This is a genomic window from Actinoplanes sp. NPDC051851 (assembly GCF_040681165.1).
GTDB lineage: Bacteria > Actinomycetota > Actinomycetes > Mycobacteriales > Micromonosporaceae > Actinoplanes.
In genome coordinates this window covers 185670-209569 of the sequence record NZ_JBFAYF010000009.1, presented here as the reverse complement: position 1 = coordinate 209569, position 23900 = coordinate 185670, and the positions used below count along the sequence as shown (strand labels likewise).

The window sequence follows — 23900 nt, the reverse complement described above, 5'->3', positions numbered from 1 at the left end:
ATGGACAACCGGCCCGTCTACGAGACCCGCGAGGGCTGCGACGCTTCGCGGCACGACACCGCCAACGCCTACCGGAAGAGCCGCTGTCGCTGCCCGCAGGCCCGCGCCGCCGAGCAGGAACGCAACCGGAAGTACGAGAACCGGCCGAGCCGCCGGAGCCGGGTCCGCAGCGGCCAGCCCTGCCACTCCCAGCCGGGCGTGCCCGCCTTCTACCTCGACCCGAGCCGCGGTTACGCCACCGTCGACCCCGACGTCATGTTCCCCGACACGAACGGCGACAGCACGGAGGCCAAGAAGGCCTGCGGCGCCTGCCCGTTCGCCCGGGAGTGCCACACCTGGGCGGTCGAGACCAAGCAGTGGTTCGGGGTGTGGGGCGGCGTCGATGAGAAGACCCGCCGTGCGGAGATCACCCGGCGTCGGGCTGTGGCGGCATGACCGTCCTGGCAGCGACGGCGCCGGGCGTCTATCCGGACATGCCGGAAGACGTCTACCACCGTGATCTTGCCGCGTCGTCGACCGTCCTGAAGGCCCTGCTGAAGGACCCGGCCGCCAAGGTCGACTACCAGCGGCGGAACCCGTCCGCACCGAAGCGCGCCTTCGACTTGGGCAGCGCGGCACACACCATGCTCCTCGGCCGCGGCTCGGAGATCGTCGAGGTCCCGTTCGCGGACTACCGGAAGAAGGACGCCCAGGCGCTCCGCGACGCCGCGTACGACGCCGACCAGATTCCGCTCCTAACCCGTGAGCTCGCGCAGGTCCAGGCGATGGCCGGCGCCGTGCGCCAGCACCCGGACGCTGGCGTGTTCATCGCCGCGCCGGGCGACCCGGAACTGTCGATCTGGTGGACCGACCCGGCCACTGGCGTGCCGTGCCGCGCCCGGTTCGACAAGGCCATCCGGGACCGGCGCGGGCGGCTCGTGATCGTCGACGTGAAGACCACCATCGACGCATCCGACTACGGGTTCGGGAAGGCCGCCGCGAGCTTCGGCTACCACCAGCAGGAAGCCCACTACACCGCCGGGGCGGTCGCCGTCGGCCTGGACGACGACCCCGGGTTCGTGTTCATCGCCGTCGAGAAAGACCCGCCGCACCTGGTCAACGTCGTCCAGCTGGACGGCACGGCGCTGGAGACCGGCCGCCGCCGCAACGAGCGGGCGCTCGCGATCTTCGCCGAGTGCACCGCCACCGGCGTCTGGCCCGGCTACCCCGACGGCATCACCGAGATCAGCCTGCCCTCCTGGGCGACGCGAGAGGACACCTGGTGAGCGACCTCGAACGAGACGAGTACGGCCGCTTGCCGCACCAGCTACAGGCCACGATCACCGACCCGATCGGCCTCCGCGTCCAGGTCACCGTCACGGTTCCGGCCGGCTGGACGTGGGCCGACAGCGCCCTCAGCGACTGCTCCGAAATCGCGCAGATCACCGCGAACCGAGCCATGACCCAGATCCAGCAATGCCGCAAGAAGGCGGCAGAGGAGTGCCCGTTCTGATGACCGAGATCGCCATGCGCACCGAGCAGGCCGCCGCCGTCGAGACCTACCGCGAGTCCAGCATCGCCCGCCTCCAGGCCTGGGCCGAGCAGGCCGTCGCCGTCCGGCAGATGGCCGAGGGCATCTGCTCCACCTCGTTCGCCCCGAAGGCGTACCGCGGCAAGCCCGACGAGGCCACCGCCGCGATCCTCGCCGGCGCCGAACTCGGCCTCGACCCGATGGCGTCCCTGCGCGCCTTCGACGACCTGATGGGCACCCCCGCCCCGAAGGCCATCACCCTCCGGGCGGTCGTCCTCGCCGCCGGCCACAAGCTCCGGATCGTCGAAGCCAACGAACGGCACTGCATCATCGAAGGCCTGCGCCTGGGCGACACCGAGTGGCAGCGCCGCGAGTGGACCATCGACCGGGCCGCCCGCGCCGGGTACGTGGCCAAGAACCCGAAGTGGAAGACCGACCCGGAGGCCATGCTCGTCGCCCGCGCCACCTCCGAGATGGCCCGGTGGATCGCCTCCGACGCGATCATGGGCATGCCGTACGCCGCAGAGGAACTCGCCGACGCCGGGGCCGAGACCACACCGATCACCCGCCGAGTCTCGGCCGCCGACATCGTCGGCACCGCCGTCCAGCACGCCGTCCCGTCGGCCACCGCGAGCCTCGACCAGATCGAGCTGATCCGCACGCTCTTCACCCGGCACGAGGACACCATCGCCCCGGGCACCCAGCGCGCGTTCGTCGCCACGGTCATCGGCCACGACCTGGACCAGCTCACCGACCTCACCGTCGACGAGGCCGACAAGGTCATCGACGCCATCGACAAGGCCGGAGACCAGGCGTGAACAACGACTGCACCGCCAACCGGCACGGCACCGACTACGCGGTCCGCAAGCTCGGCTGTACCTGTCCGACCGGGCTCGCCGCCCGGCGGGCCAGCCGCGGCCGGATCGTGCCCAGCGCTACCGGCCGCCACGGACGCCCTCCCGCCTGGCTCATCAACGAGCGCATCGCCACCACCGCGGCCCTGACCCGGCAGAAGTACAGCGCCGCCGACATCGCCGTTCGCCTCGGTGTTGCGCAGCGCACCGTCATCCGGTATCGGGCCCTCATCCGCCAGCCGACGATCGCCCGCTGATGCGCCTCCCGGACTGGTGCCTCTTCGGCGACCGCGCACACCGCGCCGCCTACGCCGTCGACGGCACCAGCCGGGAGTGCATCACCTGCCTCGCCCACCTCGAGCAGGCACGCCGATGGGCCGGACGCAACGCCCGCGTCACGCCCCTCCAAGGACACGAACCCCCACCAGAACAGGCCGCCCTGTTCTGATCGGCTCCCGGGAGCACCCATGACCAGCCAGGCAGCCGAGCCCACCTCCGGCCGCACCCCACCGAACAACGTCGCCGCTGAACGCGTCGTCCTTGGAGCCATGATGCTCTCGACCGACGTGATCGCCGACATCATCGAAATCGTCAAGGCCAGCGACTTCTACCGGCCCGCCCATGCCGCGATCTTCAACGCGATCATCGACCTGAGCAGCCGTGACGAGCCCACCGACCCGATCGCCGTCGCCCAGCAGCTCCTGGCAGTCGGTGACCTCCAGCGCATCGGCGGAGTCCCGTACCTGCACGACTGCCTGGAGACGGTGCCGACCGCCGCGAACGGCACCTGGTACGCCCGGCAGGTCGCCGAAACCGCCGGGCGGCGGCGCCTCATCGAAACCGCGACCAAGATGCTGCAGCTGGCCGCCGCACCGGACCTCACGCTCGACGAGGCCCTGGACCAGGCCGGGGCGGCGTTCCACGACGCCATCACCCAACGCGACAGCGGTGAGCTCCGCCCGCTCGCGGACCTGGTGGACCCGACCATCGCCGAGATCCGCTCCGTGGCCGCTCACCGCGGAGAGCTTCGCGGGGTGTCCACCGGCTTCCACGACCTGGACCAGCTGACCGGCGGCCTGCGCGGCTCGCAGCTGATCATCGTCGCTGGGCGGCCCGGCATGGGCAAGAGCATCCTCGGCGTCGACATCGCCCGCACCGTAGCTCTCCGCGACGGCAAGCCGGCCGCGTTCTTCAGCCTGGAGATGAGCGAGCAGGAACTCGTCACCCGCATCCTGTCCGCCGAGGCCCGGGTGCCGCTCAACGTGTTCAACAGCGGTCACGTCGACGACAACCACTGGGCACGCCTCGACCAGCACGCCGCCCGGCTGAAGGCGGCGCCGCTGCACATCGACGAGACGCCAGCGCTCACCATGACCGAGATCCGGGCCCGGTCCCGTCGCCTCGCGCAGCGCCACGGCCTGTCCCTGATCGTCGTCGACTACCTGCAGTTGATGACACCGTCCGGCCGGCGTACCGACAGCCGCGAGCAGCAGGTCGCCGAGATCTCCCGGAACATGAAGCTCCTCGCGAAGGAGCTCCACGTCCCGGTGATCGCGATCGCCCAGCTGAACCGTGGGCCGGAGCAGCGCAACGACAAGCGTCCCCAGCTCTCTGACCTTCGCGAAAGCGGGTCACTGGAGCAGGACGCTGACATGGTCATCTTCGTCCACCGCGATGACTACTACGACAAGGACTCGCCGCGGGCGGGCGAGGCCGACTTCATCCTGGCGAAGCACCGCGGTGGCCCGACCGACACGGTCACCGTCGCCGCCCAGCTGGCGTTCGCACGCTTCGTGGACATGGCCCTGTGAAACGCCACCAGTTCGAGCGTGCCGTGTTGGCGTCGGATCTCCCGGCGCCGACCCGGCACCTCCTGCTCACGCTCGCCGTGCTGGCGAACTGGCCGGGCGGGATCGTCCCGGAGCGGTACACGAAGTCGCTCACCGGCCTGGCCGAGCTGACCGGCATGTCCCGGCGGTCGGTGATGGCCCACCTGAACACCGCGGAGAAGACCGAGGACGTCGACGGCTGGGTGGTGCGGTACCGACCGACGGTGGCGCGGGCCCGGGCGGAGAAGGCCCGTACGGCGTACCGGCTCACCATCCCGGCTAGGGCATCTGCTGCCCTAGCGGAGCAGCCGATCGAACTCCGCTCTAGGGCGGGAGATGCCCCAGAAAACGGCCCCTCTAGGGCAGGAGATGCCCCAGAGCTAGGGCAGGAGCTGCCCCCCTCTAGGGCAGGAGCTGCCCACAAGCCATTCCTCTCCAGTTCTTCTTCCTCTTCACACCACGCCCAGACCGCTATCGCAGGAGCGCTCGGCCTAGAAGAGGAAGAAGCCGACACCATCTACCGCCGGATCATCGCCGAACGGAAACCGATCGCCCCGTCCCGCTACATCAACGCCCTCATCGCATCCGGCGACATCGAGCAGTACCGGCCCACCCCCGCCCACACCAGCAGCCCCACCTACACCGGCCCCCACTGCGACTTCGTTGACCCCGGCGACGGCACCGACTACTGCGCCACCTGTTCCGGCCACCGCAAACACGCCAAGCACCGGAACGCCGCATGAGCAGCCCCGAACACTTCGCCGCCGTCATCGGCCGACTCCTGCCTCAGCTCACCTGTCCTGCCTGCCGCACCCCCATGCACCCCGCAGCGATCGAAGGCACCGATTCGACCGTCCACCCGGCCTGCGATCCCAGCTTCCGGTTACCAAAAAACCAAGGAGACACCGCGAATGAGCACCACCGACGTACTCGGCCTCGACCTGTCGATGACGGCAACCGGCGTCGCGGACCAGCAGGGCACCCGCACGATCAAGCCGAAAGCCTCTGGTGACCAGCGCCTGGTCGAAATCGTCGCCGGGATCGCCCCGCTCGACAAGGTCCGCTTCGTTGTCCTGGAGGGCTTCGTTGTGAAGTCGCCGGCCGCGTCGGTGCTCGGCATGGTCCACGGTGCCGTCCGGCTCACCCTGTCCTACAGCACGGTCCTATACCTGGTAATCCCGCCGGCCACGCTGAAGAAGTTCGCCACTGGCAAGGGCAACGCCACCAAGGCGGACATGCGCATGGCCCTGTTCCAGCGGGCCGGGCTCGACCTCCGCGACGATAACCAGGTCGACGCCTGGTGGCTCCGCGCCGCCGGGTTCCAGCTGATCGGCGCGCCCATCGTCAAGCTGACCGCCGCGCAGACCGCCGCTCTTGATCACATTGCGCTCCCCTCCGCGCTCAGCGCACCGCTCACGGCCTAACCGGCCTTCCCGAATACCTGCGCCTACCCGAAACCCGCACAGGCCATCTCAGACCATTTCCCCAGGAGCAGCCCATGATCCTCGACGACGCACTCAAGATTCTCGACCGTGCCGAGACTGCCCACGAATGGGTCAAGCTGAACGGGTACGCCCCGCCCTACGTCCGCGAGCACTTCAACCACGACGTCCCCGCCCTCGTCTCCGCCGTCAAGGACCTGATCGCCGCAAACGCAAAGCTCACGGCCGACCTGGCCAAGCCGTGCGGCACCTGCCACCCGTGCGACAACAACAGCGAGCTGGTCCGGCTCCGCGGCATCGAGCTGGCCGCCACCCACTGGCTCGACACCGACGAGGCCCTCGACCAGGCCCGCTACACCGACGACGGATTCACCTTCGGCCGGGCCTCCGCCGCCTACGCCGACGCCGGCAACAACCTCGCCGCCACCATCCGCGACACCACCAACGCCATCTGCATCCACTGCGGCCGCACCCGCCGTCGCGCCGACCTACGCCTCAGCGCCCCCATCGGCCAGGACGTCATCGACGGCGACGACCTGATCTACGTCAGCCTTTGCCGCGACCTCGCCACCTGCCAGACCGAGCCCGTCGACGAGCAGCCCGCCCCGGCCGGCGGCGCCGCCCTCGACCCGCGGACTGCCCGCGAGACCGCCCGTACGATCGAGTGGAACGAGCGGTACGCCATCGGGACCCCCGTCCGTTACTGGACCGGGGTCCGCGAAGGCGCCGGTAAGACCAGCCGTACCCGCACCGAAGCAGACCTTCTCGGCGGCCACACCGCCGTCGTCTGGGTCGACAACGAGCCCTCCTGCATCGCCCTCACCCACGTCCAGGCTGGCGACACCACGTCGTGCCCGGCCGCGGCCCAGACCCTGGCCGGTGAGCAGTCGTGACCGACCTGACCCCGAGCACCGCCCTGGCCTACACCACGCTCGGCTTCCTCCGCGAGTACCCCAGCCTGTACTTCCCGGACTCGCCCCTCGACACGTACGCAGCGTGGGTCACCCGCCTGTCCGGCGCCATCCTGGAACTGGCCATCGACGACTCCGGCCGCGAGACCGGCCGGATCTACGACGTGCCCCGCGGCTCCCCGGCCGCGATCGCAACCGTGCGCGGCCAGAGCGTCGAGTCGGCCGCGTGGAGCCTGCTGGAAATCACCCTCGATCAGGGCTTCGTGGGCGATCGGCACCTGTCCGACACAGACCTGAGCCTCGACGACATCGCCGACCTGCTCGCCGTGATCTTCGGCCCGTGCCCCGAGCCGCTCCCCGGCCCTCTGCCGTCCCCCTGCGACTGCCTGGTCCGCCTCGGCCGGGCACCCGCCCATGCGAACACCTGCCCGGTCTCGCCCCGGTACGCCACCGGCGCCGGGCGCGCGTGGCGAGAGTGCGCCGTGAGTGCCGCCTACCTGTCGGCCGCCGAGCACCAGCGCGACTGTGTGTACCACCGCGCCGGGATCGGCGAGTACGGCCGCTCGTCCTTCGACGACGAGACCACGTTCTGATGATCATCGCCGTCCCCGAACAGCGCGTTGGCGAGTTCCACCCGCTCAACGGCAAGCCGTACCGGGAAACCGTCACCTGGTACCGCTACCGGTGCACCGTCTGCCAGCACTCCCCTGCCCACGCCCTCGCATCGACCGCGCCCGGCGCCCTCGAACAGGGTGCCTACCACGCTGAGCAGGCCCAATGCCACGCCGAAGGCCAACTCACCCTCTTCCCCGACCTCGCCGCCGCGTAACCAGACACCACCGAAGGACGAACCCGATGACCCGCCAGGAAGCCCTCGCCCGCGCCCACCAGCTCGCCGCCAACGCCATCAGCGACGCCCTCGCCGACCCCGCCGTCCTCGACCACCTGCCCTACACCGACGCCGAGGACATCCGCACCGCCGCGGAGGAGCTCGAAGCGAACCACCGGCGTGCCGAGCAGCGCATGACCCGGCCCGTCGAGGTCCTGTTCGTCTCCCCCGACGCCGTCCTCCGCGCCTGACCAGACCAGGAGCCACCCCGTGATTTGCCCTCCGTGCAAGGCCGCCGCCGACCTCGCCTCCGGCCGCGACGGCACCCCCATCGAAGCCGGCTGTGGCCTCGAAAACGCGTACGGCCTGGTCGCCAAGCTCCACGACCGCTGCACGAACTGCCCCTGCCAGCACCAGATCAGCGAGATCACCCCCACCCTGCCGGCCAACTGCCCTGCCTGCGCCACCGACTGACGCATCACCCCGGCCGGGCGCACCACCCGGCGCCCGGCCGGCCAGCACCACCCTCGCCCACCAGCACCACCCCGAGGAGCCACGTGAACGCCCACCCACACAGCCTCCACGCAGCCACCAACCTGTGGTCCCTCGACACCGCCCTCCGCCACCTCGCCGACCGCGTCCGCAGCGAAGCAGGCGCCCGCGACATCTACGGCGACGGAGGCACCCTCCAGGCCTGGCGCCCCCGCCCCGACCGCAACCCCACCGGCGGCCACGCCGACCCCATCGGCGACGCCGTCCTCGGCATGACCTACCGCATCGACACCCCCTGCGCCGACCGATACCGGGCGGCCACCGCCACCCTCTGCTGGCTCGCCATCCACACCCTCGGCGACCTCCCCGCCGAAAACCGGACCCCGATCCAGCAGCTCCTCCACCACATCGACATGGTCCCGCCCCAGGCCGCCGCCGAGGTCGCCCGCTGGGCCGCCGACGAAGACCGGCGCATCCGCGAACTCCTCCACCTCGACACCGGCCAGCAGCCGATCCCCGGCGTCACCTGCCCCGCCTGCTCCCGGGTCAGCCTTGCCACCAGCGGCATCAACGCGACCAGCACGGTGGTCGTCTGCACCAACGATCTGTGCACCTGCCTCGGTGACATCTGCCTGTGCGGCATGAACATCCACGCCGACGGCGCCCGCCACATCTGGACCGCCGCCTACGTCAGCACCTGGAAGGTCGCCGCGTGATCACGATCTACGGCGAGACCCGGATCTGGTTCGACACCTACGAGATCACCCACTACATCCGCACCGGCCATCAGCGCCTCGCCGTCCACGGCGGCCAGATCGTCTTTGCCGACACCCGCGAACCCTGGCGGCCCCGCCAGCCGGGCGTACTCGAAGAAGCCAGCCATTGGAAGGCGCGCCGATGACCGACGACCTGATCGCCTTCATCACGGCTCGGCTCGACGAAGACGAGCAGCTGGCCAGCACGGCAGGCGCTGCATGCGGGTGCCACCCCGGCGACACCTTTGCGACCTGGACCTGGACTGACCCCCACATTCAGGCCGGCCAGCACACCGTCCTCGGCGGATGGGACTGGACCACCGCAGTAGACGACGAGGTCGGCAAGCACATCGCCCACTGGGACCCGGCACGTGCCCTGGCCGAGGTCGAGACCAAGCGGCGGATCCTGGATCTGCATGCACCCCTTGGCTGGTACGGCCCGAACGGCCCGATGTGCTCGACGTGCGGCAAGACGGGACGCCCCGGCGACGAGGATGTCGTGGTTCGCTGGCCGTGCGACACCGTGCGCCTGCTCGCGATGCCGTACGCCACCCACCCGGACTACCACGAGGAGTGGCGCCCGTGACCAGCCGTCCTTGCCGGGCCTGCGGGCGGCCCCTCATCGAAGTTGCGCGCACGGACATCACCACCTTCGGCGACCTCGCCCAAGGCCTCCGCCGTTACACCTGGGGCCGGTACGCGGCCTGCGAAGGATGCGGCAGCACCGCCGGGCCCGAACTCCCCGTCAACCAGACCTGGACCGAACCCGCGTGATCGTCGTCGACGGGCGCCGGTGGGGCACCGCCGCCGAGATCGCCGCCCACCTCGGCAACGGCGTCACCGAACACGCCGTCCGCTGGTGGGCACGCCACAACGGCCTCACCCGGCAACGCATCCACGACCGCGCCGGCCGCCCCCAGGTCTGCTTCAACCTGGACGAAGCAATCGAGATCGAAGCCCAAAAACGGCTCAGCCCACGAGGAAGACGCCGCGCACCCTAGACAACGCGGAGATCATTCTCCAAACTGAGCGCGGACAGAACTGTACCCACAGCCCGGTGAGCCCTTACGGCTCCCGGGCTGTCGGCATTCCAGAGCGCGTTGGAGCAGCACGGCAGCTCGCCTGGCTCATGACCAGGAGGCCGCGGGTTCAAATCCCGCACGCGCCACCACCACCACCAGCGAGCACCGGGAGGCCCGATGCGCCGGGCCCTCCGCGTCTGCTCGTGCACCAGCTGCACCGCCCACCCCGGCCGCAGCTGCCCCGAACTCGTAGCCAGCGGGCGCTGCCCCACCTGCAAGCCCATCGCCGAAAAGGCACGGGGTACCAGGCAGGCCCGCGGCTACGGCCAACAGCACGACCGGCTCCGCGCCCGGTGGAAACAGCGCGTCGACGCCGGCCGTGTCCGCTGCGCGCGCTGCCGCCAGCCGATCGCACCGGGCGCGCCGTGGCACCTCGACCACGACGACGACCGAACCGGCTACCTCGGCCCCTCGCACGCCACGTGCAACAACCGGGCCGGAGGCAAGGCCTCACACCGTTGACCAGGAGGAACCATGCAGCCCACCATCGGACGCATCGTCCACTACCTCAGCCACGGCAGCCCGGTCCGCACCGACGGCACCCAGGTGTTCAAATCCGAGCCCCGCGCCGCGATCATCACCGCCGTCACCGAGACGCCGCTCTTCCCGAACAACCCGATCGTGGACCTGTGCGTGCTCAACCCCACCGGCCTGAACTTCGTCCAGAACGTCGCCTACGACGACACCAGCAACCCGGCCGGCGGCACCTGGCACTGGTTGCCCCGCGCCTGACCAACGGGAGCCTGACGATGAGCAGCGCAGAGAACGCCATCGACCAGGCCGTCACCCAGCACGTACGCGACGAGCAGTGGCCCGGCGTCGTCGTGGGCTGGGTCGTCTGCGTCGCCCTCGTAGACCACGACGGCCAGGACGAGACCAGCAGCGTCGGCACCATCTACCTCGGCGGCAGCCTTCCCAGCCCCGTAGCACTCGGCATCGTCGAGGCCAGCCGCCTCCGCATGCGCCAGCAGTTCCTCGCCGACAGCTGACCAGGAGGCCGACTATGCACTACCTCGCAGACGAGCACACCCACTGGTCGTTCACACCTCGTGCGCGTCTGACCACCGAACAGCGGGTCGCCGCGTACGGAGGGCCCTGGTCGCTCACCCCACGCCAGCGCCGCCGCGCAGCTAAGAAGGACCGGCGAGCGATGCAGCGGCCCGGCGCCTGGGTTGCCCTGGACGACGGCCAGTTCCTCTGCCTCTGCCGCTGTTACCCAGCGTGACACAGGGGGTGGGGGGAGACCCCCAAGCCGGAACCGCCAGGGACCGCCGGGGAGGTGGATTTTTCTCTGTACGGGTTCCCAGGATTTTTCCGTGACTCTCCGTTAGGGCGGTGAAGACGATGCCCGGTCCGCCTCCGAAGCACCCGGGCACGCGTCAGCGCCGCAACCGGACCAGCACGGCCGCCACGCTCTCCGTCGTCCACGACGTCGAGGAACCGGCGCTGCCGACCAGGCTCTGGCACGAGCAGACCAGGTCCTGGTGGCGCGACATCTGGGCGTCGCCGATGGCTCCGGAGTGGGACGACTCCGACGTGCACGGCCTGTTCAACCTCGCGCTACTCGTCGACGACTTCTGGACGACCGACGACCCGAAGCTGCGCAAGGAACTCGCGGCGGAGATCCGTCAGCAGCGGCAGGGCTTCGGCCTGACGCCCATCGACCGGCGCCGCCTTCAGTGGGAGATCGAGCGGACCGACGAAGCGCAGGACCGCGGCCGCCGGCGCCGCGCCGCCGTCCCTGCCAGCCCGCCGAAGCCCGCCGCTGAGGACCCGCGCGCGGTACTGCGATCGGTATGAGCACGTTCATCGTTCCTCCGTTCGACGAGGAACCGTGGCCGACGCTCGGCCCGGCCATCTGCGACCTGATCGAGGATCGTGCGATCTTCGGCCCCGGCTCGCTGAAGGGCCAACCGGCGAAGCTCGACGCCGAGACCCGGGCGATCATCTACAAGTCGTACGAGCTGTACCCGCGCGGCCACGAGCTGGCCGGCCGCCGCCGCTTCCGCCGGGTCCGGATCTCGCTGCGCAAGGGCACCGCGAAGACCGAGAAACTCGGCTGGATCGCGTACGCCGAGCTCCACCCCGAGGGCCCGGTCCGCTTCGACGGATGGGACGCATACGGGCAGCCGGTCGGGCGCCCGGTCAACGACCCGTACATCCCGCTGCTGGCCTACACCGTCGACCAGGTCGAAGAGCTCGCGTACAACGTGCTGCTCACGATCTGCCAGGAGGGCCCGGACGCCGAGCTGTTCGATTCCGGCCTGGAACGGATCATCCGCCTCAACGACTGGGGCCGCCCGGACGGCAAGGCCGTCCCGCTCGCCCAGTCTCCGTCCGCCCGTGACGGCGCCCGGACAACGTTCCAGGGCTACGACGAGACGCACCGGCTGACGATGCCCCGGCACCGCGACGCCTACGAGACGATGGAGGCCAACCTCCCGAAGCGGCCGCTCGACGACCCGTGGTCGATGGGGATCACCACGGCGGGCGAGCCAGGCGGCGGGTCGGTGGCCGAGCTCGACAAGGACGAAGCCGAGCTGATCGCCAAGGGCAAGATCGAAGAGCCCGAGCTGTTCTACTTCCACCGGCAGGCATCCGACGGTCACGACCTGAAGACGTTGGAAGGCCGTCTGGAGGCGGTCCGGGAGGCGTCTGGGCCCGCCGCCGAGTGGTCCGACCTGCGGGGCATTGCGAAGCAGTGGGACCGGCCCGGCTCCGACCACTCTTATCTGGAGCGGGTCTGGCTGAACCGGTGGACGCAGAGCGAGCGGAAGGCCTTCGACGCCAAGCGGTGGCGCGAGGATCTGATCCGGCCCAGCTACGTGATCCCGCGGGGCGCGAAGGTCACGGTCGGGTTCGACGGTTCCCGCTGGCGGGACACCACCGCGCTGATCGTCACCGAGCTGGCTACCGGATTCCAGCACCGGTACGCGTCGTGGGCGCCGGAGGACTTCGACGACGGGGAGGTCCCGGTTGCCGAGGTCGATGCGGCCGTCGCGGAGATCTTCGCCAGGTGGAAGGTGGTCCGCTTCTACGGCGACCCGGCCCGCGGCTGGGACGTCAAGCTCGCCGAGTGGTCCGGCCGGCACGGCCCGAAGGTCGTCGTGGAGTTCTACACCGACTCCCGGAACCTGCGCCGGACCGCGATGATGTGCCGCTCGTACGCGCAGGCGATCAAGACCGGCGAGGTCACCAACGACGGCGACGAGACGTTCGCCCAGCACATCGGTGCCGCACACAAGCGGGACACGAACTTCGTGCTCGAGGAGGGCGAGGAGAAGGGCACGTTCCTGTGGGTCATGTCCAAGGAGCGCCCGGACTCGCCGAAGAAGATCGACTGCGCGATGGCCGGTGGCCTGTCGTGGCAGGCCTACCTGGACGCGGTCGCGTCCGGCGCGGCGAAGCCTCAGGCCCGGCGCCGGGTCATCGTCATGTCGTAAGGAGACCCGGTGCTGCCCGACGAACCTCTGGGTTGGATGAACTGGCTGGCACGCCGGCACGATGCCGAGCTGCCCGAGCTGCGCGAGCTGGACGCCCTGTACGAGGGCACCGCGCCGCTGGTCTACATGCACCCGGAGATCGTGAAGGAACTCGGCGACCGGCTCCCGCCCGTGTCGCTGGGCTGGCCCCAGCTGGCGATCGAACCGCTCGAAGAGCGCCTCGACTTCCTCGGGTTCCGGGACCGTACCGGCTCGCTGGACGACAACCTGCGCAAGGTCTACCAGTACAACGACCTGGACGAGGAGAGCCAGCTCGGCCACCTCGACGCTCTGGCCATGCGCCGCTCGTACCTGGCGGTCGGGGCCAACGACGACGACCGGGACATTCCGCTGGTGACCGTCGAGTCGCCGCTGGAACTCTTCACGTACATCGACCCGCGCGGCCGGAAGCCCCGCGCCGCGCTGCGCCGCTGGTCCGAGGATCAGGACTCGCTGGTACGGCTGCCGGAACAGTTCGCGACCCTCTACCTGCCGGACGAGACCATCTGGTACGACCAGGGGCCGAACGGCTGGCGCGAGACCGGCCGCGACCGGCACAAGCTCGGCGAGGTCCCGATCGCGCCGCTGGTCAACCGGTCCCGGACCGCGAACCGGTACGGCCGGTCCGAGCTGACCGTGCCGATGCTGACCCTCAGCCACGCGGCGAACAAGCTGGCCACCGACATGATGATCGGCGCCGAGTTCCACGCGATCCCACTGCGGGCGCTGCTGGGCGTCGACTCCGCGGACTTCGTCGACGAGCAGGGCAACCGCAAGAGCGCGTTGCAGGTCATCATGGGCAAGCTCCTCGCGATCCCGGTCGAGGACGCCAACAGCGTCAAGCCGTTCGAGTTCACCGCCAGCGCGCTGACGAACTTCCACGACTCGATGACGCAGCTGGCCAAGCACGCCACCGCGCTGGCCGGCCTGCCGCCGACCGCGTTCGGCGTGGTCACCGACACCCCCGCGAGCGCGGAGGCGTGGCGGGCCGCCGAGGCCAGGTTGGTGAAGCGCGCAGAGCGCCGCCAGCAGGCGTTCTCCGGCGGCCACGAGCGCGCCGCCCGGCTGGTCCACCGCATCCAGGAAGGCGACTGGGACCCGCGGGCTCGCGAGCTGGAGTCGCAGTGGCGGGACCCGGCGACCCCGACTCGGGCGCAGGCCGCCGACGCCGCGGTGAAGCTCTACTCCGAGGGCATCACGACCCGACGCCAGACCCGCATCGACCTGGGCTACACGCCGGGACAGATCGCGCAGATGGAGATCGACGACGAGGACGAGGACGAGCTGCGCGCCGCCACCAAGCAGGTCGCCCAGCCGGTCGTCGACCCGGCGGGCGGCGAGGACGACGACCTGGACGAGGTGGACTAGCCGATGGCCGCTCCGCTGGAGTCGGCCCGCTACTACCGCGACCTCGCCACGCTCGGCACCCAGGTGCAGCGGCTCATGCAGCGGCTGTGGCGCAGGGTGGACCGGGCGGACATCTCGCGGTCGTGGGCCCGCACCATCCCCGAGGCGGTCGGTCTGCTGACCGGCGCGCAGATCGTCGCCGCCGAGCTCGCGGACCCGTATCTGCGGGCCGTGGTCGGCGGGACCGCGCTGGGCCGGATCGACCCGGCCGGGTTCGCCGGCCTGGCCGCGGACGGCGCCGACCTGGCGAGCCTGCTCTACCTGCCCGCGATCGGCGCGAAGGAACGGATCACCGCCGGGGCGTCCCCGGCCGGCGCGCTACGCCTGGAGCGGCAGACGCTCGCCTTGTACGCGCGGTCGGAGACTGCCGACGCCGGGCGCCTGTCGGTCGCCGCGGCGATGGGCACGCGGCCGCACGTCACCGGCTACTACCGGATGCTGGTCGGGAAGTCCTGCCCGCGCTGCACGATCCTGGCCGGGAAGTGGTTCCGCACCAGCCAGGGTTTCCGCCGGCACCCGAACTGCGACTGCGTGCACATCCCGGTCCAGGAGGCCGACACCAGCTACGCGCTCGACCCGCGCGCGGCGATCGCGGCCGGGCAGGTGCACGGCCTGTCGAAGGCCGACACCGCGGCGATCCTGGAGCACGGCGCCGACCCGTCCCAGGTGATCAACGCGAAACGCGGCACGTACCTGGCCGGTGGCCGGGCGTTCACCACGACCGGCACCAGCCGCCGTGGTGTGGCCGGCGCGCGGATGCTGGCCCGTGACCTGGACCGGGCGCTCGGCAGGCCGGTGACCGGCCGGACCTACACCGATCTGATTTTCAGCAGGCACAAGGCGACCCAGTACGCCGAGCTGCTGCGCAAGGGCAAGACGTTCACCCGGACGACCAGGAGCGGCAGGGCCCAGTCCTACCACTACCAGTTCTCCCGGTCTCCCCGGCCGACAGCGGAGCAGATCCTCGCCGACGCGACGTCGCGCGAGGAGACGGTCCGGCTGTTGACCAACTTCGGATACATCCTCTGACCTGCGGCGCGATGCCCGGGTCACCACGTGGAAGAGGTCGCGATGACCCATCTGCCGATCCATCCGTTCACGGGCCTTCGGGCCATCGGGTTCCGTCGTGACGGCCGCCCGATCTACCCGGTGCGGGGCGGCTCGCAGCCGATCGTGACCCCACCGGCCGACCCGGCCCCGACGCCCGCGCCGACCCCGGCCCCGGAACCGCCGAAGCAGGACGAGCCGCTCGGCCCGGCCGGGCTGAAGGCGCTCCAGACCGAGCGCAAGGCCCGCGAGGAGCTGGAGAAGCAGCTGGCCGGGCTCGCCCCGCTGCAGAAGCTCGCCGAGGCCCTCGGCGCGACCGCCGACCCGGGCAGCGGCAAGACCGACGTCGACGCGCTCCGCGAGCGCTTCGACGCCCAGCAGCGCGAGATCGCGGAGGAGCGCACCGGCCGGTGGCGTGCCGAGGTCGCCCAGGAGGCCGGGCTGGGCCCGGAGCTGGCCGCGCGTCTGCAGGGCGACTCCCGGGAGGCGCTGCTCGCCGACGCCCAGGCCCTCGCCGCGCTGATCCCCGCCCAGCCGGACGGCCCGCGTACCCCGGCGCCGGACCCGTCGCAGGGCTCGCGCGGCACCCCGCCCGCCCCGTCGCTCGACGCGCAGATCGCCGAGGCCAAGGCCGCCGGCAACTTCCGCCGGGCGATCGCCCTGGAGCGCTCGAAGCTCCAGAACCTCTGACCCCCTCGGGCCGGCGCGGCCGCGCCCACCATCAACCCCCTGAAGGGAGCACCAGCTGATGGCTGGTATCACCGCGCTCGGCACGACCTACAACCTGCCGAACTACACCGGCCTGCTCTACGGCCTGACGCCGGCCGACACCCCGTTCTTCTCCGCGATCGGCGGGCTGAACGGCGGCGGCCAGACCACCGACACCGAGTTCGAGTGGGAGACCTACGACCTGCGGGCCGCGGGCCAGAACACCGTGCTGGAAGGCCAGGACGCCCCGGCGGCACAGAACCGCGTCCGCGGCAAGGCCGACAACATCCTGCAGATCCACCAGGAGACGGTGGCGGTCTCCTACACCAAGCGGGCCGCGACCGGCCGCCTGGCGGGCCTGCCGTCGCAGGGCACCGCGAACCCGGTCGTCGACGAGCTCGACTGGCAGACCGAGCAGATGCTCAAGCAGATGATCCGCGACATCAACTACTCGTACCTGCTCGGCACCTACCAGAAGCCGTCCGACAACACCACCAAGCGCCAGACCCGGGGCCTGCTCGCGGCGATCACCACCAACGCGTACAACGCCGCGACCGCGGCTGGCACCGCCGCGCAGACCGGCACCGCCGCGGCGTCGACCGACCTGATCACGCTGGCCTCGCACGGCCTGGTCAACGGCGACACCATCCACTTCTCCAGCGTCGGCACGGCCACCCCGCTGTTGGTCACCCCGGCGTACTACGTGGTCAGCTCGTCGACGAACACGTTCTCGGTGGCGACGACCAAGGGCGGCACCGCGGTGGACATCACCGCCGACGGGACCGTCACGTGGCAGAAGGGCACCGCCCTGACCCTGGACATCTTCAACGACGTGGCGCAGATGGCCTACGACAACGGCGGTCTGACCGACGGCATGCCGGTCGCCGTGGTCGGCTCCGCGCAGAAGCGCGCCATCACGAAGGCCTACACCTCGGCCGGGTACGTCACCAAGGAGCTGGCCGGCAACGTCGGCGGCGTCACGGTCGACACCATCCAGACCGACTTCGGCCCGTTCGGCATCATGCTCGACCGGGTCATGCCGCAGGACACCATCGCGCTGGCCACCATGGCCCAGCTCAAGCCGGTGTTCCTGGAGGTCCCGGAGAAGGGCCACTTCTTCGAGGAGCCCCTCGCGAAGACCGGCGCGAAGGACTCCAACATGCTGTACGGCGAGACCGGCCTCTCCTACGGCAACCAGCTGGCCCACGCCAAGATCACGGGCCTCAAGTGAGCGCCGACGAGCTGGTGGTGCTCGCCGAGGTCGTCACCGTGCTCCAGCCCGTCGACGCCAGCACCGCTTGGGTCGACCGGCCGCGCGGGACGGTCCTGGCGCCGCTGGACGACGAGACCCACGACCGGCTGCTCGCCGCCGGCGCGATCGGCTACCGGACGCCGGACACCGCCGAGCCCGTCGATGACCAGGGCGACGAGGACCCCGACGAGGTGCCGGTCGGCACCGTCGACGAGGTCCTCGCCTGGGCCGGCGCCGACAAGACCCGGGCCGCCCGGGCGCTCGCCGCCGAGGAGGCCGTGGGCGACAAGGCCCGCAAGACCCTGCTCGCGCAGCTGCACGACCTACTCGTCGAGTAGCACCCTTCCTCCCCATGGGCACCCCGGCCACCACCCCCGGCCGGGGTGCCCACCCCTACTTCCTGGTGCACTCCGGCGAGGAGATTCGATGGCTGCCGACCTGCTCGCAACGGACGAAGACCTCGCCTCCCTCGCCCAGCAGGACCTCGACACCGCGTCGGCGATTCTCGCCCTGGAGATCTGTACCGCCGTCGTCCAGGCCGAAGCTGAGCAGCGCATCGTCCGGGTCGTCGACGACACCGTGACCGTGTGGGGCACCACCGATCGTGTGCTGTGCCTGCCCGAACACCCGGTCGTCTCCGTCCTCTCGGTCACCTACAACGGCACGGTCCTCGCCGCCGGCGCATGGCGGCGCTGCGCGAGCGGCCTGTGGCGCGAGTCCGGCTGGTCCGAACGCACCGGCGAGCCCGGCGAGGTGGCCGTGGTCTACACCCACGGCCTGGCCGTCGACGACCAGAAATGCCAGTACGGCCGCGGTGTCGTGCTCGGCCTGGCCCGGGGCCTGGTCACCAACCCCGACGGCGTGCAGCGCGAGCAGATCGACGACTACGCCGTCGCGTACGCCGAAGCCGAGGCCGCCCTGACCGCCGCCCCCGAGGTCGGCGACCGGCTCCGCAAGCTCTACGGCCCGCCCCGCTCGATCCGATTTATCTTCTGAGGAGCCCGCCGTGGCCAACGCTGTCTTTCCGTACGCCCTCGAGGGCTTCGGCCTGGGGGAGATCGACTGGGACACCGCCGTGATCAAGGCGGCGCTCGTCCGCGGCTACACCTACTCGGCCAGCCACAAATTCGTCTCGGACGTAGTGGCCGCGGGCGCCACGATCAACGCGAGCTCGGCGGCGCTGACCGGCAAGACGGCCGCGCTCGGTGTGTTCGACGCGGACGACACCACGATCACGACCACCGCGAGCGCGGTGAACCACGGCGTGCTGGTCTACCAGTCGAGCGCGGTGGCCGGCGGCGCGGACGTCGCGACGACCGCACAACGGGTGATCGCCTGGTACGACACCGGGACCGGCCTGCCGATCCAGCCAGGGACGGGCTCGACTCCGATCGCCTGGGACTCCGGCACGAACCGCATGTTCAAGTTCGGGGGGTAGTCCCCGGTGGCGGTCGAGTACCTGACCTGGCCGAACGAGCCGACGCTCACCAACGGGTACGACGGCTCGAACTCGTACAGCATGGGTATCAAGTTCACCCTGACCGCAGCCTCTGCGTGCCCAGGGGTGCGGTGGCGCGTCCCCGATTCGCTGGAGTCTCCAGCGGGCGGCACCCACGTCGTCAGCGTGTGGGACCGGCTGACCGAGACCCGCCTCGCCTACAAGGAATTCACCCCGGTCGCGGGCGGCTACCAGAACATTCTCTTCGACACGCCACTGTCGCTGTCGGCAGGCACCGAGTACGTGGCCTCCGTGCACACCGTGCACTACGTATACAGCGCCCCAACCCCGACCTCCGGCTGGACACTCCAATCGCCGTCCGGGGTGCTGCAGGCCACGGAGAGCAAACTCGCGATCTCCGACTCCGGCCCGGCGACCTACCCGTCAGGCAGTTACAGCGCCTGGTACTACGTATCGCCGCTGATCGGCTCAGACTCGACATCGGCGGTACCCGCCGGTATCGCAGTCCCGGCCACGGCGGGGTCCCCGGTGGCTGTCCTCACCGGGGCAGCTCCCTCAGGGATCGCTGCCGCTACTGCGGTGGGCGCACCGACCGCGGCGCTTGGCCTGACCGCCGTCCCGGCCGGTATCCCACTGGCCGCCATGCCTGGATCGCCAGCGAGCAGCCTGCCCGGATCGGCGCCGGCCGGAATCGCCGTCACGGTGGCCGCCGGTACGCCTGCGATGGGGGCAACGGGGGCAACACCTGCGGGTATCGCTGTGGCGGTAGTGCTCGGCGCACCGAGAGTGGACCTCGTCCTGACGGCGGCCCCGGCCGGGATCGCCGTCATGGTCGTGGCCGGGGCTCCGGGAGCGGGCAGTCCAGGGACGGTACCGACCGGCATCTCTGTTCCGGTTGCTGCCGGCGCCCCGGTGGCCACGCTGGCCCGGGCCGCAGCACCCTCCGGGGTCGCCGTACGGATCGCACTCGGCACGCCCGCGATCGCCGCGCCGGGCCGCCTGATCACCGTCCGGCCGAACTCCGGCACCACCATCCGGCCGTCTCGCGGCACCACCGCCCGGCCGTAGGAGGTCTTCGTGCCCATCGACCGTCTCGTCGCCCGCGCCCAGGCCGCCGCCGAGCGGCAGATGCGCGACACGTGCACGATCCGCCGTCGGACCGGCATGTCCCCGGCCGACCCGGTCACCGGCAAGACCACGCCCACGTACCAGCAGCTTTACACCGGGCGGTGCCGGGTCCAGCAGTCCGACGTGCAAGCCGACGGCCGGAACGTGGGCGAGGCCCGGATCATGCTGGTCCGCCGCACCGTCCAGCTGCCGATGTCCGTGACCGGGCTGCGGCCGAAGGACGAGATCCGGATCGACTCCTCCGCCGACGAGGACCTGACCGGCCGCGCGTTCGTGATCCAGGACCTGGCCGGCAAGACCGACGCGTCGGCACGCCGGGTCGGCGTGATCGAAGCGACCAGCTGAGGAGCACCTGGTGGACGAGATCCGGATCGACTCCTCCGACGTCACCCGCCTGGCCGCCCGGATCGACAAGACCGCCGCGGCCGCGATCGGCGAAGTCGAGCAGGTGGTCGCGAAGGGCTCCCTGAACATCAAGAACGGGGCGAAGGAGCGGATCGGCCGCGGGCCGTATCTGCCCCGGTACAGCGCCGCGATCGGCTACGACATGTGGTCGACGCCCACCGCGGTGCGCTCGGAGATCGGCCCCGACAAGGACAAGGCGCAGGGTCCGCTCGGCAACATCCTCGAATACGGCTCGCCCGGCCGGGCGCCGCGCCCGCACCTCGGGCCCGCCGCTGATGAGGAAGAGCCGCGGCTGGAGCGCGCCCTGGAGGATGCGGTGGTCAAGGCGATCGAGGCGGGCCTGTGATCGCCGAACACGCTGCGGTGTATCTGGACGCGCTGACCGTGACCGGGGTAACCGTGCGGGATCAGCCGGTCGATCCGGAGCAGCCGCCCGACCTGCCGTACCTGGTCGTCTACATCTCCGTGACCACCCCGGAGGCCACCTCCCTCGAGGAGACCGCCGACCGGGTCCAGGCCGACGCGATCGTCCACGCGGTCGGCCTGACCACGGACTCGTGCCGGGTGGTCACCGGGCTGGTCTGGTCGGCGCTGCTCGGCCTGCGCCCGCAGATCACCGCCCGGGACTGCGGGCCGATCCGGCTGATCGACGACCGGCCGGCGGACGCGGACCAGTCGACCGGGCGTGCGGTCCTGGACGAGGTCACGGTCTGGCGGTTCGTGAGCCTGCCCGCCTGAGCTACTTCCGCTTCTGCTGCCCGGCGAGAACTGACAGCAGTCCGAACACAGCGAACCCGCCGATGAGCGCCACCGCACCTTCGCCGCTGACCAGCCACAGCAGCACTGTCGCGAGGATGGCCAGAACCACTCGGTTGGCAAGGCCGGGTGCGGCCCTTGACTTGCGAGGCCGCATCACGTCTTCGATGACCCGGTCCACATAGGTCAACGCGACGTTGTAACGGGCTGCGATTTCGGCGCTGCCGCGCCCCGCAGCGAATTCCTCAGCGATCCGCGCGTCCAGGTCTTGGTTCTGCACGCCGATCACCGTATCGCCTGCTCGCGCCCCTTCTCGTCGCCCAATCGGCGCATCCACAACCACCACTCGAAGGAGGCGCCGTATGGCGCTGAGCCCTACCTCCGTGCCGGGGCAGACCAAGGTCGTCCCGACCGCGGCCACCCCGTCCGCGACGGAGACGATCTCCGCGAATGACATCGGCGACCGCGGCCTGATACTGGTCGTCACCAACGGCTCCGGCGCCTCGATCAACGTCACGATCGCCGACCCCGGCACCACCGCGGCCGGCAACGCGGGCGCCGCCACCGCGCAGGCCGTCGCCACCGCCACCAAGGGCTGGTTCCGGCTACTCCCGGCGCACGTCAACCCGAACACCCAGCTGGCCACAGTCACGTTCTCGGCCGTGGCGTCGGTGACCGTCGAGGCGGTGCGCGCCTGATGGGCCGCCAGTACTGGATCACCGACCCGGTCACCACCGACTACGCCCGCGTCGACTCCGCGGCCGAGCGCGATGTCTGGCTGGCCTCTGGCTGGTCGGTCGTCGACGAGCCCACCGGCGTCGAGCAGGTGTGGGTGCGGCACCCCGACGTCGAGTTGCCCGGCCGCCTGGCGGCGATCGCGATCAATGAGGTCTGGCAGCACAAGGGCTGGGAGCCCTGCGCCCCGCCAGCCTCCGTCTACGTCCAGCCGCCCGCGCCGACCGCGGCACCGGCGGAGTCCACCACCCCGGCCGCCACCAGCGGCGACAGCATCGAGGAGGGCACGAGTGCCTGACATCATCGGAGACGGCAAGGAGGCGTGGTGGTGGGTCGCGTCCATCGCCAACATCAACGCCCCGACCGTCGCTGAGATCAACGCGGGCATCCGCATCTCCCAGTGGATGACCAAGGATGGCGCGTCCGGGTTCGCGCCGGAGACCGCGGACGCGTCGACCGCGAACATCGAGTCGACGTTCGACACCAACGTCAACGGGCGGAGAAGCTTCAGCGGCCCGAAGGTCCGGCTCAAGAAGCAGTCCGGCACCGACACCGCGTACAACACGCTGCTGCCGGACGCGACCGGCTACCTCGTGCGCCGCAAGAGCCTCGCAGCGACCACCGCGGTTGCGTCCACCCAGCCCGTTCAGGTCTTCCCGTCGATGTGCGGTGAGACGGCCTGGCTGGACGTCGAGGACAACATGCCCGAGCGGTACGACGTGCCGATCAAGATCACGGCCACGCCGTCGCTGCGCGCGGTCGTCGCCGCGTAACGCCTGCACCACCCCGCACCACCAGACGCCCCGGAGCCCTCGGCTTGCGGGGTTTTTTCATGCCCGGCGGCGCTGTCCCGACGCCGCCGGGCATCTCGGGACATCGAGGCTGGAGAAGAACGTGACCACCGACTTCAAGACGCTGCTCGCCACCGCGAAGCTGCCCCGCCGCACCGTCCCGGTGTGCCTGCGCGGCGACCTCCAGGCCGACTTCGAGGCCCTCGAACGCGACCTGGAGATCGCCCGGAACAGCCCGGCCAGCACCTCGATGGAGAGCACCGGTACCAGCAGCGCGATGGAGATCGCGCAGCTGATCGAGGAGCTGCGCGAGGAGATGCGCGAGCACTCCTACATCTTCGTCCTGCAGGCGCTGCCCCGGCCCGAATACCAGCGGCTGAAGGACCAGCACCCGCCGCGGCAGGACGAGTCCGGCGACATCGTGCGCGAGGACGTCGTGCTGGACGCGAACATCGACACGTTCCTCGACCCCCTGCTTCGTGCCTGCCTGGTCGACCCGGTCCTGACCGATGCTGAGTGGGCGGACCTGGACGAGAAGCTGACCGACAGCCAGTACAACCTGCTGGTCAACACCGTGCACGCCGTGAACCGAGGTGGGGTCAGCATCCCTTTCTCGCGCGTCGCCTCCAGGCTTCTGGCGAGTACCGCCGACGAGTAGAGGCCGCCGAACGCCTCGGCATCCCGCCGTCGAAACTCGACGGCCGCGAGCCGCTGCAGGTCACCGAGTACGAGTACGACCCGGACACCGGGCGACTCCTGCGGACGGTGACCAGCAGCGAACCGGCATGGACCGAGCAAGACCGCGCCGAGATCTTCGCGCTGGAGCTGTACCGGTCGTGGCTGTGCCCGCTGCACGGCGGGCCCCTCGAGGAGTGCACCAGCCACGAGGACACCGGCCCGGACTTCCACGTCCGGCGGACCCGGTGCCGGGCGCAGGACGCGGTCCTGGCCGAGCAGGAATCCCTCAAGATCGACCGTCCGGGCGCGGTGCTCTGGTCGGTGCAAGCCCGCAACCAGCTGTAGGAG

At 70.7% G+C, this 23900-nt stretch carries 41 protein-coding genes and 1 tRNA gene; 41 read left to right on the top strand and 1 reads right to left on the bottom strand.

The features are described from left to right. The 36 genes from AB0M08_RS12415 (at position 1) to AB0M08_RS12240 (ending at position 21330) form a co-directional block, all read left to right on the top strand. On the top strand, positions 1–435 hold the full coding sequence (locus AB0M08_RS12415) for a WhiB family transcriptional regulator (RefSeq protein ID WP_364492048.1): 435 nt from the start codon (positions 1–3) through the stop codon (positions 433–435). Then, positions 432–1265: a PD-(D/E)XK nuclease-like domain-containing protein gene (locus AB0M08_RS12410; RefSeq protein WP_364492047.1), complete on the top strand. Its 834-nt coding sequence runs from the start codon at positions 432–434 to the stop codon at positions 1263–1265. Before AB0M08_RS12415 ends, AB0M08_RS12410 begins: the two co-directional genes overlap by 4 nt. Continuing rightward, the gene (locus AB0M08_RS12405; RefSeq protein ID WP_364492045.1) at positions 1262–1492 is read left to right on the top strand and encodes a hypothetical protein; all 231 of its coding nucleotides are present in this window, start codon (positions 1262–1264) and stop codon (positions 1490–1492) included. Before AB0M08_RS12410 ends, AB0M08_RS12405 begins: the two co-directional genes overlap by 4 nt. Then, positions 1492–2328 carry a hypothetical protein gene (locus tag AB0M08_RS12400; RefSeq protein ID WP_364492043.1) on the top strand — a complete coding sequence of 279 codons (837 nt, stop codon included), beginning with the start codon at positions 1492–1494 and terminating at the stop codon, positions 2326–2328. The genes AB0M08_RS12405 and AB0M08_RS12400 overlap by 1 nt, the downstream gene beginning before the upstream one ends. Beyond that, positions 2325–2621 (top strand): hypothetical protein, encoded by a 297-nt coding sequence (locus AB0M08_RS12395; protein ID WP_364492041.1) that lies wholly within the window; start codon positions 2325–2327, stop codon positions 2619–2621. The genes AB0M08_RS12400 and AB0M08_RS12395 overlap by 4 nt, the downstream gene beginning before the upstream one ends. Next, positions 2621–2812: a hypothetical protein gene (locus AB0M08_RS12390; RefSeq protein ID WP_364492039.1), complete on the top strand. Its 192-nt coding sequence runs from the start codon at positions 2621–2623 to the stop codon at positions 2810–2812. Before AB0M08_RS12395 ends, AB0M08_RS12390 begins: the two co-directional genes overlap by 1 nt. A gap of 19 nt (positions 2813–2831) precedes the next feature. After that, complete coding sequence (gene dnaB, locus AB0M08_RS12385; RefSeq protein ID WP_364492037.1) at positions 2832–4175, top strand: replicative DNA helicase; 1344 nt, start codon at positions 2832–2834, stop codon at positions 4173–4175. A 26-nt stretch (positions 4176–4201) separates the two neighbouring features. Beyond that, on the top strand, positions 4202–4936 hold the full coding sequence (locus tag AB0M08_RS12380; protein WP_364492034.1) for a hypothetical protein: 735 nt from the start codon (positions 4202–4204) through the stop codon (positions 4934–4936). Between the two features lie 168 nt (positions 4937–5104). Beyond that, positions 5105–5617 (top strand): hypothetical protein, encoded by a 513-nt coding sequence (locus tag AB0M08_RS12375; RefSeq protein ID WP_364492031.1) that lies wholly within the window; start codon positions 5105–5107, stop codon positions 5615–5617. 74 nt (positions 5618–5691) lie between these two features. Next, positions 5692–6528: a hypothetical protein gene (locus AB0M08_RS12370; RefSeq protein WP_364492029.1), complete on the top strand. Its 837-nt coding sequence runs from the start codon at positions 5692–5694 to the stop codon at positions 6526–6528. Next, positions 6525–7139: a hypothetical protein gene (locus tag AB0M08_RS12365; protein WP_364492027.1), complete on the top strand. Its 615-nt coding sequence runs from the start codon at positions 6525–6527 to the stop codon at positions 7137–7139. The genes AB0M08_RS12370 and AB0M08_RS12365 overlap by 4 nt, the downstream gene beginning before the upstream one ends. Further along, on the top strand, positions 7139–7375 hold the full coding sequence (locus AB0M08_RS12360; protein ID WP_364492025.1) for a hypothetical protein: 237 nt from the start codon (positions 7139–7141) through the stop codon (positions 7373–7375). Before AB0M08_RS12365 ends, AB0M08_RS12360 begins: the two co-directional genes overlap by 1 nt. A gap of 26 nt (positions 7376–7401) precedes the next feature. Continuing rightward, complete coding sequence (locus AB0M08_RS12355) at positions 7402–7626, top strand: hypothetical protein (RefSeq protein ID WP_364492023.1); 225 nt, start codon at positions 7402–7404, stop codon at positions 7624–7626. Between the two features lie 19 nt (positions 7627–7645). Beyond that, positions 7646–7849, top strand: a complete 204-nt coding sequence (locus AB0M08_RS12350) for a hypothetical protein (protein WP_364492021.1) — start codon at positions 7646–7648, stop codon at positions 7847–7849. 83 nt (positions 7850–7932) lie between these two features. Then, on the top strand, positions 7933–8583 hold the full coding sequence (locus tag AB0M08_RS12345; RefSeq protein ID WP_364492019.1) for a hypothetical protein: 651 nt from the start codon (positions 7933–7935) through the stop codon (positions 8581–8583). After that, positions 8580–8768 (top strand): hypothetical protein, encoded by a 189-nt coding sequence (locus AB0M08_RS12340; RefSeq protein ID WP_364492017.1) that lies wholly within the window; start codon positions 8580–8582, stop codon positions 8766–8768. Before AB0M08_RS12345 ends, AB0M08_RS12340 begins: the two co-directional genes overlap by 4 nt. Beyond that, a complete protein-coding gene (locus AB0M08_RS12335) occupies positions 8765–9208 on the top strand; it encodes a DUF6221 family protein (protein WP_364492015.1) in 444 nt (147 codons plus the stop codon). The genes AB0M08_RS12340 and AB0M08_RS12335 overlap by 4 nt, the downstream gene beginning before the upstream one ends. After that, the gene (locus tag AB0M08_RS12330) at positions 9205–9396 is read left to right on the top strand and encodes a hypothetical protein (protein WP_364492013.1); all 192 of its coding nucleotides are present in this window, start codon (positions 9205–9207) and stop codon (positions 9394–9396) included. Before AB0M08_RS12335 ends, AB0M08_RS12330 begins: the two co-directional genes overlap by 4 nt. Continuing rightward, positions 9393–9623, top strand: a complete 231-nt coding sequence (locus AB0M08_RS12325) for a hypothetical protein (RefSeq protein ID WP_364492011.1) — start codon at positions 9393–9395, stop codon at positions 9621–9623. Before AB0M08_RS12330 ends, AB0M08_RS12325 begins: the two co-directional genes overlap by 4 nt. A 93-nt stretch (positions 9624–9716) precedes the next feature. Then, a tRNA-Met gene (locus AB0M08_RS12320) sits at positions 9717–9793 on the top strand. A gap of 385 nt (positions 9794–10178) precedes the next feature. Next, positions 10179–10436, top strand: a complete 258-nt coding sequence (locus tag AB0M08_RS12315; RefSeq protein WP_364492009.1) for a hypothetical protein — start codon at positions 10179–10181, stop codon at positions 10434–10436. Positions 10437–10453: 17 nt separating this feature from the next. Then, positions 10454–10693, top strand: a complete 240-nt coding sequence (locus AB0M08_RS12310; RefSeq protein ID WP_364492007.1) for a hypothetical protein — start codon at positions 10454–10456, stop codon at positions 10691–10693. 14 nt (positions 10694–10707) lie between these two features. Beyond that, complete coding sequence (locus tag AB0M08_RS12305) at positions 10708–10929, top strand: hypothetical protein (protein ID WP_364492005.1); 222 nt, start codon at positions 10708–10710, stop codon at positions 10927–10929. A 119-nt stretch (positions 10930–11048) separates the two neighbouring features. Further along, positions 11049–11504, top strand: coding sequence for a hypothetical protein (locus AB0M08_RS12300; protein WP_364492003.1), 456 nt, complete (start codon positions 11049–11051; stop codon positions 11502–11504). After that, the gene (locus AB0M08_RS12295) at positions 11501–13147 is read left to right on the top strand and encodes a hypothetical protein (protein WP_364492001.1); all 1647 of its coding nucleotides are present in this window, start codon (positions 11501–11503) and stop codon (positions 13145–13147) included. The genes AB0M08_RS12300 and AB0M08_RS12295 overlap by 4 nt, the downstream gene beginning before the upstream one ends. Positions 13148–13156: 9 nt before the next feature. Continuing rightward, positions 13157–14554 (top strand): phage portal protein, encoded by a 1398-nt coding sequence (locus tag AB0M08_RS12290; protein WP_364491999.1) that lies wholly within the window; start codon positions 13157–13159, stop codon positions 14552–14554. Between the two features lie 3 nt (positions 14555–14557). Continuing rightward, positions 14558–15622, top strand: a complete 1065-nt coding sequence (locus tag AB0M08_RS12285) for a hypothetical protein (RefSeq protein ID WP_364491997.1) — start codon at positions 14558–14560, stop codon at positions 15620–15622. A 42-nt stretch (positions 15623–15664) separates the two neighbouring features. After that, a complete protein-coding gene (locus AB0M08_RS12280; protein ID WP_364491995.1) occupies positions 15665–16330 on the top strand; it encodes a hypothetical protein in 666 nt (221 codons plus the stop codon). A gap of 58 nt (positions 16331–16388) precedes the next feature. After that, positions 16389–17579, top strand: a complete 1191-nt coding sequence (locus AB0M08_RS12275) for a DUF5309 family protein (RefSeq protein ID WP_364491993.1) — start codon at positions 16389–16391, stop codon at positions 17577–17579. Further along, complete coding sequence (locus AB0M08_RS12270; protein ID WP_364491991.1) at positions 17576–17938, top strand: hypothetical protein; 363 nt, start codon at positions 17576–17578, stop codon at positions 17936–17938. The genes AB0M08_RS12275 and AB0M08_RS12270 overlap by 4 nt, the downstream gene beginning before the upstream one ends. An 88-nt stretch (positions 17939–18026) precedes the next feature. Then, positions 18027–18596, top strand: coding sequence for a hypothetical protein (locus AB0M08_RS12265; protein WP_364491989.1), 570 nt, complete (start codon positions 18027–18029; stop codon positions 18594–18596). A 10-nt stretch (positions 18597–18606) separates the two neighbouring features. Continuing rightward, positions 18607–19038, top strand: coding sequence for a hypothetical protein (locus AB0M08_RS12260; RefSeq protein WP_364491987.1), 432 nt, complete (start codon positions 18607–18609; stop codon positions 19036–19038). A 6-nt stretch (positions 19039–19044) separates the two neighbouring features. Further along, on the top strand, positions 19045–20127 hold the full coding sequence (locus AB0M08_RS12255; protein WP_364491985.1) for a DUF4082 domain-containing protein: 1083 nt from the start codon (positions 19045–19047) through the stop codon (positions 20125–20127). Positions 20128–20136: 9 nt separating this feature from the next. After that, complete coding sequence (locus AB0M08_RS12250; RefSeq protein ID WP_364491983.1) at positions 20137–20532, top strand: DUF6093 family protein; 396 nt, start codon at positions 20137–20139, stop codon at positions 20530–20532. A 10-nt stretch (positions 20533–20542) separates the two neighbouring features. Continuing rightward, positions 20543–20938: a hypothetical protein gene (locus AB0M08_RS12245; protein ID WP_364491981.1), complete on the top strand. Its 396-nt coding sequence runs from the start codon at positions 20543–20545 to the stop codon at positions 20936–20938. Then, entirely contained in the window at positions 20935–21330 is a 396-nt protein-coding gene (locus tag AB0M08_RS12240) for a hypothetical protein (RefSeq protein WP_364491979.1), read from the top strand. Before AB0M08_RS12245 ends, AB0M08_RS12240 begins: the two co-directional genes overlap by 4 nt. A gap of 1 nt (position 21331) precedes the next feature. On the opposite strand, the gene AB0M08_RS12235 is transcribed toward AB0M08_RS12240, so the two are convergent. Continuing rightward, positions 21332–21628, bottom strand: coding sequence for a hypothetical protein (locus AB0M08_RS12235; protein ID WP_364491977.1), 297 nt, complete (start codon positions 21626–21628; stop codon positions 21332–21334). A gap of 82 nt (positions 21629–21710) precedes the next feature. Here AB0M08_RS12235 and AB0M08_RS12230 point away from each other — a divergent pair, with 82 nt between their 5' ends. The 5 genes from AB0M08_RS12230 to AB0M08_RS12210 all read left to right on the top strand — a co-directional run bounded on the left by AB0M08_RS12230 (position 21711) and on the right by AB0M08_RS12210 (position 23897). Beyond that, on the top strand, positions 21711–22046 hold the full coding sequence (locus AB0M08_RS12230) for a hypothetical protein (protein ID WP_364491975.1): 336 nt from the start codon (positions 21711–21713) through the stop codon (positions 22044–22046). Continuing rightward, positions 22046–22381: a hypothetical protein gene (locus AB0M08_RS12225; protein WP_364491973.1), complete on the top strand. Its 336-nt coding sequence runs from the start codon at positions 22046–22048 to the stop codon at positions 22379–22381. Before AB0M08_RS12230 ends, AB0M08_RS12225 begins: the two co-directional genes overlap by 1 nt. Further along, on the top strand, positions 22374–22856 hold the full coding sequence (locus AB0M08_RS12220) for a hypothetical protein (protein ID WP_364491971.1): 483 nt from the start codon (positions 22374–22376) through the stop codon (positions 22854–22856). The genes AB0M08_RS12225 and AB0M08_RS12220 overlap by 8 nt, the downstream gene beginning before the upstream one ends. A 121-nt stretch (positions 22857–22977) precedes the next feature. Further along, the gene (locus tag AB0M08_RS12215) at positions 22978–23532 is read left to right on the top strand and encodes a hypothetical protein (RefSeq protein ID WP_364491969.1); all 555 of its coding nucleotides are present in this window, start codon (positions 22978–22980) and stop codon (positions 23530–23532) included. Positions 23533–23639: 107 nt separating this feature from the next. Then, positions 23640–23897, top strand: coding sequence for a hypothetical protein (locus AB0M08_RS12210; RefSeq protein ID WP_364491967.1), 258 nt, complete (start codon positions 23640–23642; stop codon positions 23895–23897). Positions 23898–23900: the final 3 nt, after the last annotated feature.

Bases quoted from the DNA above. Each gene is read 5' to 3' on its own strand.
- AB0M08_RS12415 (WP_364492048.1), top strand. From the start codon at position 1: ATGGACAACCGGCCCGTCTACGAGACCCGCGAGGGCTGCGACGCTTCG.
- AB0M08_RS12410 (WP_364492047.1), top strand. From the start codon at position 432: ATGACCGTCCTGGCAGCGACGGCGCCGGGCGTCTATCCGGACATGCCG.
- AB0M08_RS12400 (WP_364492043.1), top strand. From the start codon at position 1,492: ATGACCGAGATCGCCATGCGCACCGAGCAGGCCGCCGCCGTCGAGACC.
- AB0M08_RS12390 (WP_364492039.1), top strand. From the start codon at position 2,621: ATGCGCCTCCCGGACTGGTGCCTCTTCGGCGACCGCGCACACCGCGCC.
- dnaB (WP_364492037.1), top strand. From the start codon at position 2,832: ATGACCAGCCAGGCAGCCGAGCCCACCTCCGGCCGCACCCCACCGAAC.
- AB0M08_RS12375 (WP_364492031.1), top strand. From the start codon at position 5,105: ATGAGCACCACCGACGTACTCGGCCTCGACCTGTCGATGACGGCAACC.
- AB0M08_RS12370 (WP_364492029.1), top strand. From the start codon at position 5,692: ATGATCCTCGACGACGCACTCAAGATTCTCGACCGTGCCGAGACTGCC.
- AB0M08_RS12360 (WP_364492025.1), top strand. From the start codon at position 7,139: ATGATCATCGCCGTCCCCGAACAGCGCGTTGGCGAGTTCCACCCGCTC.
- AB0M08_RS12355 (WP_364492023.1), top strand. From the start codon at position 7,402: ATGACCCGCCAGGAAGCCCTCGCCCGCGCCCACCAGCTCGCCGCCAAC.
- AB0M08_RS12335 (WP_364492015.1), top strand. From the start codon at position 8,765: ATGACCGACGACCTGATCGCCTTCATCACGGCTCGGCTCGACGAAGAC.
- AB0M08_RS12315 (WP_364492009.1), top strand. From the start codon at position 10,179: ATGCAGCCCACCATCGGACGCATCGTCCACTACCTCAGCCACGGCAGC.
- AB0M08_RS12310 (WP_364492007.1), top strand. From the start codon at position 10,454: ATGAGCAGCGCAGAGAACGCCATCGACCAGGCCGTCACCCAGCACGTA.
- AB0M08_RS12305 (WP_364492005.1), top strand. From the start codon at position 10,708: ATGCACTACCTCGCAGACGAGCACACCCACTGGTCGTTCACACCTCGT.
- AB0M08_RS12300 (WP_364492003.1), top strand. From the start codon at position 11,049: ATGCCCGGTCCGCCTCCGAAGCACCCGGGCACGCGTCAGCGCCGCAAC.
- AB0M08_RS12295 (WP_364492001.1), top strand. From the start codon at position 11,501: ATGAGCACGTTCATCGTTCCTCCGTTCGACGAGGAACCGTGGCCGACG.
- AB0M08_RS12285 (WP_364491997.1), top strand. From the start codon at position 14,558: ATGGCCGCTCCGCTGGAGTCGGCCCGCTACTACCGCGACCTCGCCACG.
- AB0M08_RS12280 (WP_364491995.1), top strand. From the start codon at position 15,665: ATGACCCATCTGCCGATCCATCCGTTCACGGGCCTTCGGGCCATCGGG.
- AB0M08_RS12275 (WP_364491993.1), top strand. From the start codon at position 16,389: ATGGCTGGTATCACCGCGCTCGGCACGACCTACAACCTGCCGAACTAC.
- AB0M08_RS12265 (WP_364491989.1), top strand. From the start codon at position 18,027: ATGGCTGCCGACCTGCTCGCAACGGACGAAGACCTCGCCTCCCTCGCC.
- AB0M08_RS12230 (WP_364491975.1), top strand. From the start codon at position 21,711: ATGGCGCTGAGCCCTACCTCCGTGCCGGGGCAGACCAAGGTCGTCCCG.
- AB0M08_RS12225 (WP_364491973.1), top strand. From the start codon at position 22,046: ATGGGCCGCCAGTACTGGATCACCGACCCGGTCACCACCGACTACGCC.